This window comes from Citricoccus sp. SGAir0253 (assembly GCF_005877055.1).
In the GTDB taxonomy this organism is placed as follows: domain Bacteria; phylum Actinomycetota; class Actinomycetes; order Actinomycetales; family Micrococcaceae; genus Citricoccus.
Map to the genome: position 1 here is coordinate 2,699,215 of NZ_CP039424.1, position 15,124 is coordinate 2,714,338.

The window sequence follows — 15,124 nt, forward strand, 5'->3', positions numbered from 1 at the left end:
CCGTTGCGTGCGGGTGGACCGCCGCCCCGACCGGCCTCAGCCGGCCACGTGGCTCGGCGCCCACATCCTCAGCCGCGTCCGCACCACCACCAGGTTCGGTCCCTCCCCCGCCAGCGCGCGCGCCAAGGCCGGCCCCACGTCCTCCACGGCGGCCTCCTCGGCCGGCACCCCGAAGGACGCGGCGAGGGCCGCGAAGTCCGGCCGGCACAGCTCGGTCGCGGTGGCCCGGCCGAACGTGTCCTGCATGTACTCGCGCAGGATGCCGTAGCCGCCGTCGTCCACCACGAGCCACGTCACGGGGACCGCGTGCTGCCGCGCCGCGGCGAGCTCGGCCACCGAGTACATGGCCGAGCCGTCACCCGCCACGGCGAGCACCCGCTCCCCGGTGCCGACGGCCCCTCCCAGCGCGGCGGGGAAGGCGTAGCCGAGCCCGCCCGCCCCCTGCGCCGAGTGGAACTGGCCCCGGCGGGCGTCCCAGCAGTTCCAGGCCCAGTACGCGGCGATCGTCATGTCCCAGTAGGTCTGCATGGCGTCCGGCACCGCCTCCCTGACGTCGGCCAGGAACCGCCGCTCGCGCTCCAGGCCCTGGCCGTCGAGCCGGGACCGCACGGCCGCCAGGGTCCGCTCGACCACCCGCGCGGCCGGCTCGCCGTGCCAGTCCGGGCCGGCCGTCGTCGTGCCCTCCAGGGCGGCCGCGAGCGCGCCGAGCGCGGCGCCGGCGTCCGCCCGCACCCCCAGCGTGGGGAAGTTGGACTCGAGGACCCGGGGTTCGGCGTCGACCTGGATGAGCCGTCCCCGCGGGACGAGCGTGAAGTAGTTGGAGGTGACCTCCCCCAGGGAGGAGCCGACCACGAGCAGCACCTCGGCGTCCTCCAGCACCTCGGTCACGTGCCGGTCCTCGACCCACGAGCCGAGCGAGAGCGGGTGGTCCGCGGGGAAGGCCGAGTTCCCGCCGGGGGTGCAGACCACCGGCGCCTCCAGCAGCTCGGCCACCCGGCGCAGCTGCGCGACCGCCGCGGGCCCGGACCGGCGCACCCCTCCCCCGGCCACGATCGCCGTCCGCCGGGAGGCGGCCAGCCAGCGCACCGACTCCTCGATGAGTTCCGCCCGCGGCGGGTGCTCGGAGGGCACCGCCAGTGCGTCCCGCACCGGCGGGACGAGCACCTCCCCCAGCAGCACGTCCTGCGGCACCTCCACCCACACCGGGCCCTGCGGGACGGTCACCGCCTGGGCCCAGGCGTCCTGCAGGGCCGAGGGGATGCCGGAGGCGTGGTGCACCGTGGCCTGGGCCTTGGTGACGTTGCGCGCCGAGGCCTTCTGGTCGTCGAGCTGGTGCAGCATCCCCTTGCGGCGCGCCCCCAGCCCCGCGACGGGGATCTGGGAGGCGACGACGACCACGGGCACGGCGGTCGCGTACGCCTCCTGGAGCCCGGCCAGGGCGGTCAGCGCGCCGGGACCGGTGGACAGGAACAGCACGCCGACCTCGCCCGTGGCCCGCGAGTAGCCGTCGGCGGCGAACGCCGCGTTGTTCTCCACGCGGGAGGAGACGAAGCGCAGGGAGGACCGGGACAGCGCGTCGAAGAGCCCCAGGGCGTGCTGGCCCGGGATGCCGAACACCGTGCGGGCGCCCAGGGCCTGCAGGGTCTCCACGACGAGGTCGCCGCCCGTGCGCGCGCGGGGTCCGGCCCCGCCGCTCACCGCGCGTCCCCGGGCTCATGGGGCCCGGTGGCCCCGTCCCCGGCGCCGGCCCCGTCCCGGTCCGCGCGGCGCTGCGCCATGAGGGTGATGAGCTCGTACGCCACGTGGGCGGCGGCGATGCCGGTGAGCTCGGCGTGGTCGTAGGCCGGTGCCACCTCCACGACGTCGGCGCCCACCAGGTCCAGTCCGCGCAGCCCCCGCAGGATCTCGAGCAGCTCCCGGCTGGTGAGCCCCCCGGCCTCGGGCGTCCCCGTCCCGGGGGCGTGGGCGGGGTCGAGCACGTCGATGTCCACGGAGACGTACAGGGGCCGGTCCCCGATCCGCGCGGCCAGCCGCGCGGCCACGGCGTCGGCGCCGTGCCGGTAGACGTCCGCGGCGGTGATGATCCCGAAGCCGAACCCGCGGTCGTCCTCGAGGTCGCGGGCCCCGTAGAGCGGGCCGCGGGTGCCGACGTGGCACAGCGCCGCGGCGTCCAGCAGGCCCTCCTCGGCCGCCCGCCGGAACGGGGTGCCGTGCGTGTAGGCGGCCCCGAAGTACGTGTCCCACGTGTCCAGGTGGGCGTCCAAGTGCAGCAGCGCCACGGGTCGGCCGGCGCGCTCGACGGCGGCGCGCAGCAGCGGCAGCGCGACGGTGTGGTCCCCGCCGAGGGCCAGCAGGGAGGCCCCGCCGGCGGTGAGGGCGAGGGCCCCGGCCTGCACGGCCTCGATCGCGGCCCCGAGGTCGAAGGGGTTCACCACGAGGTCCCCGGCGTCGGCCACCTGCGCCTGGGCGAACGGGGCGGTCCCGCTCGCCGGGTTGTAGGGGCGCAGCAGCCGCGAGGACTGGCGCACGTGCCCCGGACCGAACCGGGCCCCGGGCCGGTAGGAGACCCCCGAGTCGAAGGGGACGCCCGCGACGACGATCCCGGGCGGCCGCCCGGCGGCCTCGGCCTCGTCGAGGCGCGGCAGCAGGGCGAACGTCGGCGCTCCCCCGTACCGCGGCACCCGGGACGAGTCGACCGGGCCGAGCCGCCCGTTCTCCGTGACGCGGGGGATGTGCACCATGGGCCTCACGGTATGGCCTGGCACGGCCCACGGCCAGAGGGTCAGATCGACCACATGGCGACCACGCCCAGCAGGGCGAGCACCACCACGAGGCCCCCGAGCCACAGCACGGCCCCCACGTCGGCGTGGACCCGCTCGCGCGCGATCCCCGCGGCCTGGACCCGGTAGCGGGACCGCTGCGTCCAGTGGATGACCAGCGCCGCCACCGCGCACAGGGCGGCCGGCGCGAGGGCGAGCACGCCGACCGTGCCGTACCACCGCAGGAACATGGCCGCGGAGACGACCATGGCCAGCAGGGACCGGTCCCAGCTCATCACGGTGCGCTCGGGCTGCAGGCCCGGGTCCTGGTGCAGGGCGGTCGCCCCCGGCAGTGCCATCGGCGTCCCGGCTCAGGCCGGCCGGAGCACGACGAAGACCAGCAGCGCCACCGCCACGAGCGCACCGCCCGTGGCGAGGATGGGCACCACCAGCGGCAGCGGCATCGGCCGGCCGTTGCGCATGGCCCGCTCCACCCGGATCCAGCGGAACCCCGCCGAGATGGCCAGCAGGGCGGCGATGAGCAGCAGGACGGACCCGGCCAGCTTGCGGGTCAGCGGATCGAACAGCGAGCCCGTGAAGGCCTCGACCGCGATCCCGCCAGCCACCAGCGCCAGGGAGGTGCGGATCCAGGCCAGGAACGTGCGCTCGTTGGCCAGGGTGAACCGCGGGTCGGGCTCCTGGCCGCCATCGAGGAGCCGGGTGGCGAACCGGCTCCGGGTCGGCAGGGTGGAGTCCTCTGCTCCCTGGGGTGACGTCATGTCCCCATCGTAGAATGGACGGGGTCGGCAGACCGACCCCTCGACCAGTCCCGGAGCCCTTCCTCGATGCCTGACGCCTCCACCCCCACCCAGCGCCGCGTGCCGGACGCCGAGCCGACGCGGGACCAGATCCGCCGCTGGCGGCGGTACCTCGCGGACGAGGTCGCCGAGGGGCAGATCTACCGGCAGATCGCCCGGCGCAAGGACGGCGCCGAGCGGGACATCCTGCTGGGCCTGGCGGCGGCGGAGCGCCGGCACGAGGAACACTGGCGGGCGCTGCTGGGGGACCACGCCAAGAACCCGCCGCCCCCCTCGCCGCACCGCACCCTGCTGCGCTGGCTGGCCAAGGTCTTCGGCTCGGTGTTCGTCCTGGCGCTGGCCCAGCGGGCCGAGTCGGACTCCCCCTACGCCAAGGACCAGCACGCCACGCCGGCCATGGTGGCGGACGAGGCCATCCACGAGGAGGTCGTGCGCGGGCTGGCCGCCCGGGGCCGGGAGAAGCTGGCCGGGGGCTTCCGGGCCGCCGTGTTCGGGGCCAACGACGGGCTGGTGTCCAACCTGGCCCTGGTGCTGGGCATCGGCGCCACCGGGGTGGCCAACCAGGTGGTGCTGTTCACCGGGATCGCCGGCCTGCTGGCCGGGGCCCTGTCCATGGCCGCCGGGGAGTTCGTCTCGGTCCGCTCCCAGCGCGAGCTGCTCGAGGCCTCCTCGCCCACCCAGGTCACCCTGGAGGCGGCCGAGCACCTGGACCTGGACCAGAACGAGCTGGTGCTGGTCTACCGGGCCCGGGGCATGTCCGAGGAGGACGCCGTGCACCGCGCCCAGGAGCGCCTGGGCTACTTCGACTGCGACTGCAACCCGTCCTTCTCCGCCCGGCCGGACGGCTCGCAGGGGCCGGTGGACCGGTCCGGGGACTACGAGGAGATCGGCAGCCCGTGGCACGCCGCCGGGTCCAGCTTCCTGTTCTTCGCCTCGGGAGCCATCATCCCGGTCATCCCGTACCTGTTCGGCATGGGCGGGATCGCCGCCATCGCGCTCTCCGCCGCGCTCGTGGGGATCGCCCTGCTGGGCACCGGCGGCGTGGTGGGCCTGCTCTCGGGCGCCTCGCCGCTCAAGCGCGGGGTGCGCCAGCTGGTCATCGGCTACGGCGCCGCCACCGTCACCTACCTGCTCGGGCTGCTCTTCGGCACGTCCCTCGCCTAGCCGCCAGCGGCCCGGGTCCGCCCCTCCCGCCGCGCGGGATCCGGACCCGGCTAGGGCGTTTGCCGTCGCGCTGAACTTGCCCCCGGACCTGCGGTTGTGCACATAATCAGTGACCAACCGCAGAGCGCGGAGAAGGAGGTAGCAACATGCGTGGAAGCAGCCTTGTCTGGACCATCGTCGGCATCCTGATCGCGATCGCCCTGATCATCTGGATCGTCTCGGCCCTCTGAGGACGGCCTCCCCGGCGCAGCCGGCCCACGCGGCCGGCCCTGCCCGGGACCGCCCTGATCACCTCGACGGCCCCCCTCCCCGGTGGAGGGGGGCCGTCGTGGTGTCCGGGCACCGTGGACCTGCCGGCCCCGCCGCCCTGCCGGGGGCGCGGGGACGACGACGGCCCCCTCCCGGGCGGGAGGGGGCCGTCGTCGTGGGGACCGGCGGGCCGGGGCCCGCCGGGCGGCTCAGAGCGCGGAGGGCTCCTCGTGGGCCGGGTAGACCTCGCGCAGCAGGTGCGCGGTCTCGGACGGGGTCTTGCCGACCTTGACGCCCGCGGCCTCGAGGGCCTCCTTCTTGGCCTGCGCGGTGCCGGAGGAGCCGGAGACGATGGCGCCGGCGTGGCCCATGGTCTTGCCCTCCGGGGCGGTGAAGCCGGCCACGTAGCCGACGACCGGCTTGGTGACGTTGTTCTTGATGAACTCCGCGGCCCGCTCCTCGGCGTCGCCGCCGATCTCGCCGATCATGACGATGGCCTTGGTGTCCGGGTCGGCCTCGAACGCCTCGAGGGCGTCGATGTGGGTGGTGCCGATGACCGGGTCGCCGCCGATGCCGATGGCGGTGGAGAAGCCCAGGTCCCGCAGCTCGTACATCATCTGGTAGGTCAGGGTGCCGGACTTGGAGACCAGGCCCACGCCGCCCTTGCCGGTGATGTTGGCCGGGGTGATGCCGGCCAGGGACTCGCCCGGGGTGATGATGCCGGGGCAGTTCGGGCCCAGGATGCGCGTGACGGGCTTGCCGTCGGCGCCGGTCTTCTGCTGGGACAGGGCGAAGAACTCGGCGGAGTCCTGCACCGGGATGCCCTCGGTGATGACCACGAGCAGCGGCATGCCGGCCTCGATGGCCTCGACCGCGGCGTCCTTGGCGAACTTCGGCGGGACGAAGACCACGGAGACGTCCGCACCGGTCTTCTCCATGGCCTCGCCCACGGAGCCGAACACGGGCAGCTCGACGTCGTTGCCGTGCTGGTCCGTGTGCGTCACGGTGGTGCCGGCCTTGCGGGCGTTGACGCCGCCGACGATGTTGGTCCCGGCGTGCAGCATGCGCGCGGTGTGCTTGGAGCCCTCACCGCCGGTGATGCCCTGGACGATGACCTTGGAATCCTTGTTCAGGTAGATCGACATGTGTGCAGTCCGTCCTTACTTCGTGGCCTGGTGGGCCAGCTCGGCGGCCTTGTCGGCGCCTTCGTCCATGGAGGTGGCCTGGGTGACCAGCGGGTGGTTGGCCTCGCGCAGGATGCGGCGGCCCTCGTCCACGTTGTTGCCGTCGAGGCGCACGACGAGCGGCTTGGTGGCCTTGTCGCCGAGGATCTCCAGGGCCTTGACCACGCCGTTCGCCACGGCGTCGCACGCGGTGATGCCGCCGAAGACGTTCACGAACACGCTCTTGACCTGCTCGTCGTTGAGGATGACGTCCAGGCCCGCGGCCATGACCTCGGCCGAGGCGCCGCCGCCGATGTCCAGGAAGTTGGCCGGCTTGACGTTGCCGTGCTTCTCGCCGGCGTAGGCGACCACGTCCAGGGTGGACATGACCAGGCCCGCGCCGTTGCCGATGATGCCCACCTCGCCGTCGAGCTTGACGTAGTTGAGGTCGTTCGCCTTGGCCTTGGCCTCCAGCGGGTCCTCGGTGCGCTTGTCCACGAGCTCGGCGTGGCCGGCCTGGCGGAACTCGGCGTTCTCGTCCAGGGTGACCTTGCCGTCCAGGGCCAGGATGTCACCGGCGCCGGTCTTGACGAGCGGGTTGACCTCCACGAGGGTGGCGTCCTCCTGCTCGAAGACCTCCCACAGCTTCACGAGCACCTCGGCGACCTTGCCGCGCAGCTCCTCCGGGAAGTTGGCCTCGGCCACGATCCGCTCCGCCGTGGCGGCGTCGATGCCGGTCAGCGGGGACACGGGCACCTTCGCCAGGGCCTCGGGGCGCTCGACGGCGAGCTGCTCGATCTCCATGCCGCCCTCGACGGAGCACATGGCCAGGTAGGTGCGGTTGGCCCGGTCCAGCAGCACGGAGAAGTAGTACTCCTCGGCGATGTCCGCGCCCTGGGCGATCATGACCTGGTGGACGGTATGGCCCTTGATGTCCATGCCCAGGATGGCCTTGGCGTGCTCGTAGGCCTCGTCGGCGGTCTTGGCGACCTTCACGCCACCGGCCTTGCCGCGGCCGCCGACCTTCACCTGCGCCTTGACGACGGTCACGCCGCCGATCTTCTCAGCGGCCGCCTTGGCCTCGTCCGGGGTCTGCGCCACGATGCCGGCCAGCACGGGAACGCCGTGTGCCTCGAACAGATCGCGCGCCTGGTATTCATACAGGTCCACGGGTTGGGGTCCTTCTGCGTCGAAAACGGGGACGGCACGGATTCCGCGGGCGGCGTCTGGGCACGGCTCCGCCCCAGGCACCCGGGCGTCTGCACGCCGGGACTCGGGCGAGGCGTGTCCGGCTCGGCGGAAGCCGGCCGGAAGCCCGGGATACCCGGGCATTCCATCCCATACCCTAGTGCACTCCGTGCGGTGCACGTCTCAATCGGCCGTGCTCGCGGCCGTGGCCGCGGCAGGGAGCCTCAGTCCGCCTTCGTCAGCGGCGCGTAGCGCAGCAGCAGGCGCTTCTCCGTCCCGGCGAAGTCCACCGTGGCGACCGTCTTGTCCCCCGTGCCGGCCAGGGACAGCACGGTGCCGCGGCCGAAGGTGCCGTGGTCCACCGCGTCCCCCGGGTTCAGCGCCACGATCTCCTTGTTCGGCTGCACCCGGGTGGGCTTGGCGCCCCGGGCCGGCACCGTGAGCCGGGCGTCGTCCGAGAAGGAGCCCGACGCGCGGGCGGGCCGGTTCGAGGCCGTCCCGGCCCCCCAGTGGGAGCCGGAGAAGCGCTGGGGGTACCGCGAGCCCTGGCCGGGGTGCCCGCCGATGGACCCGCCGTCCCAGCCGCCGGGCCGGGACGAGCCCTCGCGCTCCCACACGAGCAGGGTCTCGGGGATCTCGGCGAGGAACTGGCTGGGCGGGTTGAACTGGTGCTGGCCCCACAGGGACCGGGCCTCCGCGCGCGAGACGAACAGCCGGCGCCGGGCCCGGGTGAGGCCCACGTAGGCCAGCCGCCGCTCCTCGGCGAGCTCCTTCTCGTCCGTCATGGACCGCGAGTGGGGGAACACGCCGTGCTCCATGCCGGTGAGGAACACGACCGGGAACTCCAGGCCCTTGGCGGTGTGCAGGGTCATCAGCGTGACCTGGCCCAGCCGGTCGGCCAGCGCGGCACCCTCGGTGTCCGGGGCGTCCGGGAGCTGGTCGGCGTCCGCCACGAGGGCCACCTGCTCGAGGAAGTCCCCGAGCGTGCCGCCGGGGTTGTTGCGCTCGAACTCGCGCACCACGGCCACGAGCTCGCCGAGGTTGTCCGCGCGGGACTCGTCCTGCAGGTCCTCGGAGGACCGCAGCGCCTCGAGCATCCCGGTCTGCTCCAGGACGGCCTCGAGCACGGTGGCCGGCCCGGAGGAGGCGGCCACCTGTGCGAGGTCGTCCAGCAGCTGGACGAAGCCGGCCACGGCCCTCGCCGAGCGGGTGGCCATGGCGGGGGCCTGGTCGGCCCGGCGCAGGGCCTCGAGGAACGTGGAGCGCTCGCGCGCCTGGAGGGCCGCCACGGCCCCCTCGGCGCGGTCCCCGATCCCCCGCTTGGGCTCGTTGAGGATCCGGCGCAGGTTGACGTCGTCGTCCGGGTTGTCCAGCACGCGCAGGTAGGCCAGCGCGTCCTTGATCTCCTTGCGGTCGTAGAACCGCGTGCCGCCGACCACCCGGTAGGGGATGCCCTTGGTGACGAGGCGCTCCTCGAGGGACCGGGACTGGGCGTTGGTGCGGTAGAACACCGCCACGTCGGCCGGGCGGATGCCCTCCTCGTCCTGGAGCCGGTCGATCGTGGCGGCGATCCACTCGGCCTCGGCGGACTCGTTCTCCGCGGCGTAGCCGACGATCTTCTCCCCCGCCCCCTCGGCGGTCCACAGGTTCTTGGGCCGGCGCTGCGGGTTCTTGGAGATCACCGCGTTGGCGGCGTCCAGGATGGTCTGCGTGGAGCGGTAGTTCTGCTCCAGCTTGATGGTCCGCGCCTGCGGGTAGTCCTGCTCGAACTCCACGATGTTGCGGATGTCCGCGCCGCGGAAGGCGTAGATGGACTGGTCCGAGTCGCCCACCACGGTCAGCTCGCCGCCGTCCGTCTCCACGCCCTCGGGCTCCCCGGCGGGGCCGGTGAGCAGCCGGACCAGGCGGTACTGGGCGTGGTTGGTGTCCTGGTACTCGTCCACGAGCACGTGCCGGAACCGGCGGCGGTAGTTGTCCAGCACCGCCGGGAACGCCTCGAACATGTTGACGGTCATGCCGATCAGGTCGTCGAAGTCCATGGCATTGGCCTGGCGCAGCCGGGCCGTGTACTCGGTGTAGACGGTGGCGACCGCCTGGGCGAACGGCTCGGAGGAGCCCACGGACATCGCGTGGTCCTCGCAGTCCACCAGCTCGTTCTTCAGCGCGCTGATCCGGTTCAGGAGCGCCTTGGGGGCGAACCGCTTGGGGTCCAGGTCGTGGGCCTTGGCGATCGAGGTGACCAGGCGCAGCGAGTCCGCCGAGTCGTAGATGGAGAAGTTGGTCTTCAGCCCCACCGTGGTGGCCTCGCGGCGCAGGATGCGCACGCACGAGGAGTGGAACGTGGAGATCCACATCTGGCGCGCGGCGGGCCCGACGAGGGCGCCGATGCGCTCGCGCATCTCCGCGGCGGCCTTGTTGGTGAAGGTGATGGCCAGGACCTCGTGCGGCCGGGCCCGTCCCGTGGCCAGCGCGTAGGCGATCCGGTGGGTGAGCACGCGGGTCTTGCCCGAGCCGGCGCCGGCGACGATGAGCAGCGGGGAGCCGGCGTGCTCCACGGCCCGCCGCTGCTGGTCGTTGAGTCCCTCGAGCAGCTCCCCGGTGGTCGGGGCGCGGTGCGCGGGCGCCGTGGAGGCGAACCCCGCCTCGGGGTCGGCGGAGAACGGTTCGGCGGCACGGGAGGTGAACAGGCCGGGCAGGGCCGTCTGGAAATGCTGGGACATGGTGGCCTCCAGTCTACCGAGCGACCCGGACGCCCACGGGGCCCGTCCACAGCCGCGTCGGCGGCCTCAGGCCTCGAGGCTGGCGCCGCAGACGCCGCAGGTCTCTACCCGCCGGCGCCCCCAGCGGGCCACGGGCACGAAGAACAGCGTGAGCTGCCGGAACGTGCGCGCGCGGGCCCACTGCGTGGTGTTGTGACACCGCGGGCAGGTCCGCATGGCCCCGGGACCGAGGAGCTGCTGGCGGGAGTCCAGGCCGACGATGAAGAACATGGGCCCAGCGTAGGCGCCACACCGGTGCCCGGTCCGGGGGTCCTCCCCCGGGCTGGGATAATCGTGGCCGGAGGTTCACGTGTCCCAGAAGAAGAAGCGGCGTTCCGGCGCCCAGTCCCCGGCGGCGTCCCGGACCGCACGGCCCGGCGCCGGCCGGTCCCGCACCGCGACCGGCGCACCACGGTCCGGCACCGGCAAGGAGCCCCGGCCCGCCGCCGTCGGGCCCGTCCGCCACCCGCGGCCCTCGGTGGCCCAGGTCCGGCAGGACCTGGAGTCCTCGGGCCGGCAGGAGGGCAGCCCGGGGATGCTCGTGGCCGCCCTGCTGGGCACCACGGTGTTCATGTTCGTGTACCTGCACGTGCTGGTGCTGCAGCAGATGACGCAGCTGACCGGTGGGCTGGCCATGCCGGACTCGCTGTTCGCCTACGACGCCGGCTACCTCGCCCGGCTGGACGCGGCCATGGACGATCCCGCCCACGGGCAGCTGAACTGGGTGCACAAGACCGCCGGGGTCATCTTCCCGGTCGCGGTCGGGCTGTCCGTGGCGGCCGTGGCGGCGTGGAGCCTGCCGCGCGGGATCGGGCGCTGGGCCTCCTACGCGGCCGGGCTGGCCTTCGCCGTGGTGGACATCGTGGAGAACGTGCTCATCGAGTCGGCCCTGCGCGCCGGCGGGCAGGGCGCGGGCCTGGCCTCGGCCTCCACGAGCGCGCGGTGGGTGCTGCTGGTGGCGATCACGCTGTGGGTCGTCCTGCTCGTGGCCGGGCGGATCCGGCGGCTGGTGCGCGAGCGCCGGGAGGCCACGACGGGCGCGGTTCGACGACAGCGGGGCCCGAGCGCGTAGGATGGTCCGGTGGACGGGCACTCCTGCGTGATCGCGGGGATCCCGGTCCCGCCCCCGTAGCTCAGTAGGATAGAGCGACCCTCTCCTAAAGGGTAGGCCATCGGTTCGATTCCGGTCGGGGGCACCAGCGGGCACGCGCACGGCGAGGGAGGCCCCCGGGCATGACCACCGGCATCGTCCTCGCCGCCGTCGCCGCCATCCTCGTCGGCTCGACCCTGCAGCGGCTCTCCGGCACCGGCGTCGGGCTCGTGGTGGCCCCCGTCCTGGCCCTGCTGCTGGGCCCCTCCCTCGGCGTCCTCGTCACCAACTCCACCACCGTGGTCTCCGGTTTCCTCATCATGCTGGCCGTGCGCCGGCACATCCACTGGCGGCGCGCCGCCGCCCTGCTGGCCCCGGCGCTGCTCGGCGCCGTCCCCGCCGCGCTCATGGTGCGGGACCTGGACGCCGGATGGCTCAACGTGGTCATCGGCTCGGTGGTGCTGGTGGCGCTCGGGCTGGTCTTCGGGGTGCCGCGCGTGCCGCACGTGCGCTCGCGGCTGCTGACGGTGGGGACCGGGATCGCCGGGGGCTTCCTGAACACCGGCGCCGGCGTGGCCACCCCGGCCATGGTCATGTACGCCGCGCTCACCCGGTGGGACCAGCGCGCCTTCGCCGCCACGATGCAGCCCACCTTCATGGTCCTGGGCCTGTTCTCCGTCGCCGCGAAGCTCACCCTGGGGGCCACGGCACCCGCCCAGCTGCCGCCGTGGTGGTTCTTCCTCGTGATCGTGGCCACCGTGGTCGTCGGGATTCGGGTGGGCACGCGCCTGTCCCGGAGCGTCTCCCTCGGCGCCGCGCGCCGGGTCGCCATCGCACTCGCCGGCCTCGGCGGGGCCGTGACCGTGGTGCGCGGCGTCCTCATGCTGGCCTGACGCGTGGGCGGCGCGTGATCGTATCCCCCGGGCCCGGCCGGCGCAAGGGACCGGCCCGCAGATGACCCCGCATGTCCCCGCCGGTCCCCCGGAGTCGTCGCGCGACCGCCCGGACGACATCCCGTGTCACCCGCATCACTCCTGATGAAGCCCGCCTTGGCCGCCTCGACGGGCGGTGGATAGACAGGTGCCACCGCACCCCACCGCACAGGAGGACCAGTGGAGAATCGCCAGCCGGCGTACCTCGGGACAGCCGTCCCGGGCCCGCACACCCCCGACCCGCTCCCGCGCCCCGGGACACGTCCCGGTACGCCGAGGGAGGTCCGCGCCCGCCGGGCCCGCACGCGGTTCCCCGGCCGGAGCACGGCCGCCGTCGGGCTCCTCCTCACCGGCCTGCTGGCGCTCACGGCCTGTGGCGATCCGGCGACGGGGGCCGGGGAACCTACCGGCGAACCACGGCGCGGGGGCACCCTCACCTACGCCACCGGCGACGTGGAGCCGGCCTGCCTCGACCCGATCGTCTCCGGCAACGTCCCGCAGGCCCTGGTCTCCACGCAGTACCTCGAGCCGCTGTTCCACCAGGACGAGGACGGGGAGATCGGCCCCTGGCTCGCGGAGTCCTGGGAGTGGTCGGAGGACCGGCTCGCCCTGGACATCACGGTGCGGGACGACGTGACCTTCACGGACGGCCAGCAACTCAACGCCGAGACCATCCGGGAGAACGTCGAGTACATCAAGGACCCCGCCACGTTGTCCTCCACCGCGATCCTCGCCGTGGAGAAGGTCGAGTCCGTGGAGGTCGTGGACGAGTTCACCGCCCGGCTGCACCTCTCCTCACCGGACAACGCCCTGCTGGAGCACTTCGCCCAAGTCTGGGTGCCCATCCAGTCCCAGAAGGCGCTGGCCCGCGGCATGGAGGAGAACTGCCTGTCCCCCGTCGGCACCGGCCCGTTCACCGTGGAGAGCTGGAGCAAGCAGCGCCAGATCGTCCTGGTGCGCAACGAGGACTACCACACGCCCGCCCCGACGGCCGGGCACTCCGGGCCGGCCTACCTGGACCGGATCGTCTGGCGGTTCCTGCCGGACCACGCGAACCGCTTCTCCGCCCTGCAGGCCGGCGAGGTGGACGTCATCGACGTGATCCAGCCCCAGGACGCGATCGCGGCGGACGCGGACCCGGCCCTGGACACGCTGATCGGCTCCCGGCCCGGGCACGTGGTCAACCTGACCTTCAACACCACGCAGGAGCCCTTCGGCGACCGGCGGGTCCGGGAGGCCTTCACCCGGGCCGTGGACGTGGATGCCGCACTCAAGAGCATCTTCCTCGGCACGGTGGAGCGCTCCAACGCGGTGCTCAGCTCGATCACGAAGTACGACCTCCAGCAGCCGGAGGTCTTCGCCACCGATGTCGCGCGTGCCAACGCGCTGCTGGACGAGGCCGGCTGGACCGAACGTGACGCCGAGGGCTACCGGACGAAGGACGGCCGGCGGCTCTCGGCCACCGTGCTGCAGACGGAGTCCGTGCTCGTCCCGGTCGCCGTGCTCGAGCAGTTCCAGGCCAGTGCCAAGGAGGTCGGCTTCGAGCTGCTCATCAGCCAGGAGGAGCAGTCCACCTTCAACGAGCGCCGCTACGCCTGGGACTACGACCTGGCGCCGATGTACTACACGAAGAACTCGCCGGCCGTGCTGAACCTGACCCACCACACGGACAACATCCCCTCCGTGATCGAGGGCGGCTACCACGCCAACAACCACGGCCTCGAGGGGCCCGAGGCCGAACGGATCGACCAGTTCCTGGACACCGGGTCGACGACCGCCGACGAGCAGGAACGCCGGGAGTCCTACACCGCCGCCCAGGACGCCATCCACGCCCAGTACCTGAACCTGCCGATCTTCGACCAGCAGACCCGCCTGGGGATCCGCGCCGACGTCGAGGGCGTCCGGCTCGCCTCGCCCCTCGGCATGCCCATCTTCCACGACACCTGGTTGGACCGCCCATGACCGCCATCCTGCCCACCCCCGCTCCAGCTGCCGCCGACCCCGCGGGACCCGCCGCCACCGGCCGTCCGGGCCGCCGCGCCCGGGCCACCTCAACGGCCCGCTGGGTGCTGACGCGGGTCGCCGGCGCCGCCTTCGTCCTCTGGGCCGTGGCCACCATCTCGTTCTTCGCCCTCCGCCTGGTGCCCGGCGATCCCGTGGACGCGCTCCTGGGTGGGCCCGGCAACAACGCCACCGAGGCGGTCCGCCAGCAGACCCGCGAACTGTACGGCCTGGACCGTCCCGTCCTGGTCCAGTACGGGACGTTCCTGCTCGGACTGCTCCGTGGCGATCTCGGCCAGTCCTACCAGCTGCGCCAGCCGGTGGCCGAGGTCCTCGGTGAGCAGGTCGGCAACACCCTGCTGCTCGCCGCCCTCGCGCTGGCCACGGCGTGGGCGTTCGCCCTCGCGCTGGCCCTGTGGTCCGTCCGCTCGGGGCACACGGCCGCCCTCGTGGCGAACGTGCTGGAGATCGTCTCCGCCGCCGTCCCGCACTTCTGGCTCGGCACCGTGCTCATCCTGGTGTTCAGCGTGAACCTGCAGCTGCTGCCGGCCACCTCCGGGGCTCCCGGCGTGGAGGGCCTCGTCCTGCCCGTGGTCACCCTGGCGGTGCCGCTGGCCGGGTTCCTCGGCCAGTCCATGCGCGAGTCCATGCTCACCGCCATGCACTCCCCCTTCGCCCTGTCCGCCCGCGCCCGCGGCGAGGCCGAGACCGGGGTGAGCCTGCGCCACGCCCTGCGCCACGCCGCCCTGCCCGGTATCAACCTGTCCGGCTGGGCCTTCGGCTCCCTGGTCTCCGGCGCCGTGGTGGTGGAGACCGTGTTCGCCCGTCCCGGACTCGGACGCACCCTGCTGGAGGCCGTCACCATCCGCGACGTCCCGGTGGTCCTCGGGGTCGTGCTGCTGATCGCCGCGGTCTACGTGGTGGTCACGCTCCTGAGCGACCTCGCCGAACGCCTCGCCGACCCCCGCCTCCGCGACGCCTGAGCGTCCCACCCCGCATCC

The 15,124-nt window shown here is 73.5% G+C and carries 13 protein-coding genes and 1 tRNA gene; 6 read left to right on the forward strand and 8 right to left on the reverse strand.

The window, feature by feature from the left end:
• Nucleotides 1-36: 36 nt before the first annotated feature.
• The 4 genes from E7744_RS11820 to E7744_RS11835 are packed head-to-tail and all read right to left on the reverse strand — an operon-like array spanning nt 37 to nt 3,538.
• Nucleotides 37-1,698, reverse strand: coding sequence for a thiamine pyrophosphate-binding protein (locus E7744_RS11820; protein ID WP_137774285.1), 1,662 nt, complete (start codon nt 1,696-1,698; stop codon nt 37-39).
• The gene (speB, locus tag E7744_RS11825) at nt 1,695-2,741 is read right to left on the reverse strand and encodes an agmatinase (RefSeq protein WP_137774286.1); all 1,047 of its coding nucleotides are present in this window, start codon (nt 2,739-2,741) and stop codon (nt 1,695-1,697) included. Before speB ends, E7744_RS11820 begins: the two co-directional genes overlap by 4 nt.
• 41 nt (nt 2,742-2,782) lie before the next feature.
• Complete coding sequence (locus E7744_RS11830) at nt 2,783-3,118, reverse strand: DUF202 domain-containing protein (RefSeq protein ID WP_137774287.1); 336 nt, start codon at nt 3,116-3,118, stop codon at nt 2,783-2,785.
• A gap of 12 nt (nt 3,119-3,130) precedes the next feature.
• Nucleotides 3,131-3,538, reverse strand: coding sequence for a YidH family protein (locus E7744_RS11835; protein WP_137774288.1), 408 nt, complete (start codon nt 3,536-3,538; stop codon nt 3,131-3,133).
• A gap of 66 nt (nt 3,539-3,604) precedes the next feature.
• Here E7744_RS11835 and E7744_RS11840 point away from each other — a divergent pair, with 66 nt between their 5' ends.
• Entirely contained in the window at nt 3,605-4,741 is a 1,137-nt protein-coding gene (locus tag E7744_RS11840; RefSeq protein ID WP_137774289.1) for a VIT1/CCC1 transporter family protein, read from the forward strand.
• Between the two features lie 458 nt (nt 4,742-5,199).
• Here E7744_RS11840 and sucD read toward each other — a convergent pair whose 3' ends face one another.
• From sucD to E7744_RS11860, 4 genes are all read right to left on the reverse strand, one after another.
• A complete protein-coding gene (gene sucD / locus E7744_RS11845) occupies nt 5,200-6,135 on the reverse strand; it encodes a succinate--CoA ligase subunit alpha (RefSeq protein ID WP_137774290.1) in 936 nt (311 codons plus the stop codon).
• Nucleotides 6,136-6,150: 15 nt separating this feature from the next.
• Nucleotides 6,151-7,323: an ADP-forming succinate--CoA ligase subunit beta gene (sucC, locus tag E7744_RS11850; RefSeq protein ID WP_137774291.1), complete on the reverse strand. Its 1,173-nt coding sequence runs from the start codon at nt 7,321-7,323 to the stop codon at nt 6,151-6,153.
• A 242-nt stretch (nt 7,324-7,565) separates the two neighbouring features.
• Complete coding sequence (gene pcrA / locus E7744_RS11855; protein WP_137774292.1) at nt 7,566-10,061, reverse strand: DNA helicase PcrA; 2,496 nt, start codon at nt 10,059-10,061, stop codon at nt 7,566-7,568.
• 66 nt (nt 10,062-10,127) lie between these two features.
• A complete protein-coding gene (locus E7744_RS11860; RefSeq protein ID WP_137774293.1) occupies nt 10,128-10,331 on the reverse strand; it encodes a zinc-ribbon domain-containing protein in 204 nt (67 codons plus the stop codon).
• Between the two features lie 79 nt (nt 10,332-10,410).
• Here E7744_RS11860 and E7744_RS11865 point away from each other — a divergent pair, with 79 nt between their 5' ends.
• The 5 genes from E7744_RS11865 (at nt 10,411) to E7744_RS11885 (ending at nt 15,106) form a co-directional block, all read left to right on the forward strand.
• The gene (locus tag E7744_RS11865; RefSeq protein ID WP_168199813.1) at nt 10,411-11,172 is read left to right on the forward strand and encodes a hypothetical protein; all 762 of its coding nucleotides are present in this window, start codon (nt 10,411-10,413) and stop codon (nt 11,170-11,172) included.
• Between the two features lie 50 nt (nt 11,173-11,222).
• Nucleotides 11,223-11,299: transfer RNA gene (locus E7744_RS11870), tRNA-Arg, on the forward strand.
• Nucleotides 11,300-11,333: 34 nt separating this feature from the next.
• The gene (locus E7744_RS11875) at nt 11,334-12,083 is read left to right on the forward strand and encodes a sulfite exporter TauE/SafE family protein (protein ID WP_137774294.1); all 750 of its coding nucleotides are present in this window, start codon (nt 11,334-11,336) and stop codon (nt 12,081-12,083) included.
• Nucleotides 12,084-12,575: 492 nt separating this feature from the next.
• Nucleotides 12,576-14,084 (forward strand): ABC transporter substrate-binding protein, encoded by a 1,509-nt coding sequence (locus tag E7744_RS11880; protein ID WP_246858436.1) that lies wholly within the window; start codon nt 12,576-12,578, stop codon nt 14,082-14,084.
• Complete coding sequence (locus E7744_RS11885; protein ID WP_137774296.1) at nt 14,081-15,106, forward strand: ABC transporter permease; 1,026 nt, start codon at nt 14,081-14,083, stop codon at nt 15,104-15,106. The genes E7744_RS11880 and E7744_RS11885 overlap by 4 nt, the downstream gene beginning before the upstream one ends.
• The last annotated feature ends 18 nt before the right edge of the window (nt 15,107-15,124 follow it).